Below are 1631 nucleotides of genomic sequence, written 5' to 3'. Positions count from 1 at the left end.
CAAAAAACTAGCACGAGTACGAGTAGAATAATAAAAATATGTATAGTAAAATTCAAAAGTAGATACAATTTTTAAAAGAGTAAATGAGCATATTTTATTGTAAACATGATGAAAACAATATTTGTAAGCAATCGACAATCTAATTGTTGAAGTATAAAGTAAAGTACAAATTGACAGAAGAATGAATGATGAGGTGTTTTATGGCAGAGAAAAAATTAAATCCAAAAGTAGATGCATTTTTGAATAGAGCCAAAAATTGGCAGCAAGAATTTGAAAAGCTAAGAAGTATTGTCCTTGATTGTGATCTGAACGAAGATTTTAAGTGGATGCATCCTTGCTACACATTTGAAGATAAAAATATTGTGTTAATTCATGGATTTAAAGAGTATTGTGCACTTTTATTCCACAAAGGTGCCTTATTAAAGGATGAAAAGGGGATCTTAATCCAACAAACGGAGAATGTACAATCAGCTCGCCAAATTCGATTCACCAATGTTCAACAAATCAATGATATGGAAGAAATCTTGAAAGCGTATATTTATGAAGCCATTGAAGTTGAGAAATCAGGGGTGGAAGTCGAGTTTAAAAAAAATACAGAATACATAGTACCTGAAGAATTCCAAATGAAGTTAGATGAAATCCCTGAATTGAAAACTGCTTTCGAAGAATTAACGCCTGGACGTCAGAGAGCATATCTTCTTTATTTTGCAGCACCAAAACAATCGAAAACACGAGTATCAAGAGTAGAAAAATATATACCGCAAATCCTTGATGGTAAAGGTTTAAAAGATTAGGACGCTAAAACCATTGATATATTGCAAAAAATAAGGACCTAATTAGGTCCTTATTTTTTGGATTAAACGAATATACACATCAAAATATCATCCAAATATTCATGATCATTTAGTTTATATTCTTTCACTTTACGTCCTTCTTCAACAAACCCTAAACTTTTATATAATGTGATTGCTCTTGTATTTGAAGCAAATACTGCTAAACTAACTTTTTCAATAAATGGATTGTTCTTAGCCCATGCTAGTAATTCTTCTAATAATAATCTACCAATCCCTGCGTTTCTCATTTCTTTTTTTACCATAATACCTAAAGATCCGGTGTGTGATAAACGTTTTCGATTTTGTGTGTTAAAACAAATCCACCCAACGATTTCACGATTTACTTCGGCTACTAACAATGTTTCTCTTTCGTTTTCTAAACAATTTTTTACCCATTCTTTTTGTTCCTCGACGGTTTTATTAAACTCATCCGATATGGAAATAAAATATTGGCCTTCTGAAACAACTTCTCGTTGAATTTCTAATAGCGCTGCTGAATCCTCGATAGAAGCTGTACGAATAATTGATTTTTGTAGCTTGTTTTCAGACAATGATTTTCATCCTTTCAAAACAGTTGTTAATCTAACATTCAACAGTAAGGGAATATAACCTTCTTTTGACTCTACATTCATCTAAATGGATTAAAATATTGGATTAGAAAATTAAATAAATCCTCATTTTTATGTTGAAGTTACTAAACTAGTATTAAGTTTATCTAGGTTCATTAATGACCATTAAAAATTTATCAAATTTGAGCTAAAATATTTAAAATAAATAATAAAAGCGATATGATAAAGT

2 protein-coding genes are annotated in these 1631 nt (G+C 30.2%); one reads left to right on the top strand and one right to left on the bottom strand.

The window, feature by feature from the left end:
- Positions 1-200: 200 nt before the first annotated feature.
- Positions 201-794 (top strand): YdeI/OmpD-associated family protein, encoded by a 594-nt coding sequence (locus tag V7056_RS20155; RefSeq protein ID WP_499704170.1) that lies wholly within the window; start codon positions 201-203, stop codon positions 792-794.
- Positions 795-856: 62 nt separating this feature from the next.
- Here V7056_RS20155 and V7056_RS20150 read toward each other — a convergent pair whose 3' ends face one another.
- Positions 857-1384, bottom strand: coding sequence for a GNAT family N-acetyltransferase (locus V7056_RS20150; RefSeq protein WP_499704169.1), 528 nt, complete (start codon positions 1382-1384; stop codon positions 857-859).
- Between the last annotated feature and the right edge of the window lie 247 nt (positions 1385-1631).

Origin of the sequence: Bacillus sp. JJ664, assembly GCF_036962205.1 — a bacterium.
Classification (GTDB): Bacteria; Bacillota; Bacilli; order Bacillales; family Bacillaceae_G; genus Gottfriedia.
The sequence above is the reverse complement of the archived record's forward strand: the minus strand, read 5'-3'. Positions and strand labels throughout refer to the sequence as shown.

Excerpts from the sequence above, each read along its gene's own strand:
- V7056_RS20155 (WP_499704170.1), top strand. The coding sequence starts at position 201 with ATGGCAGAGAAAAAATTAAATCCAAAAGTAGATGCATTTTTGAATAGA.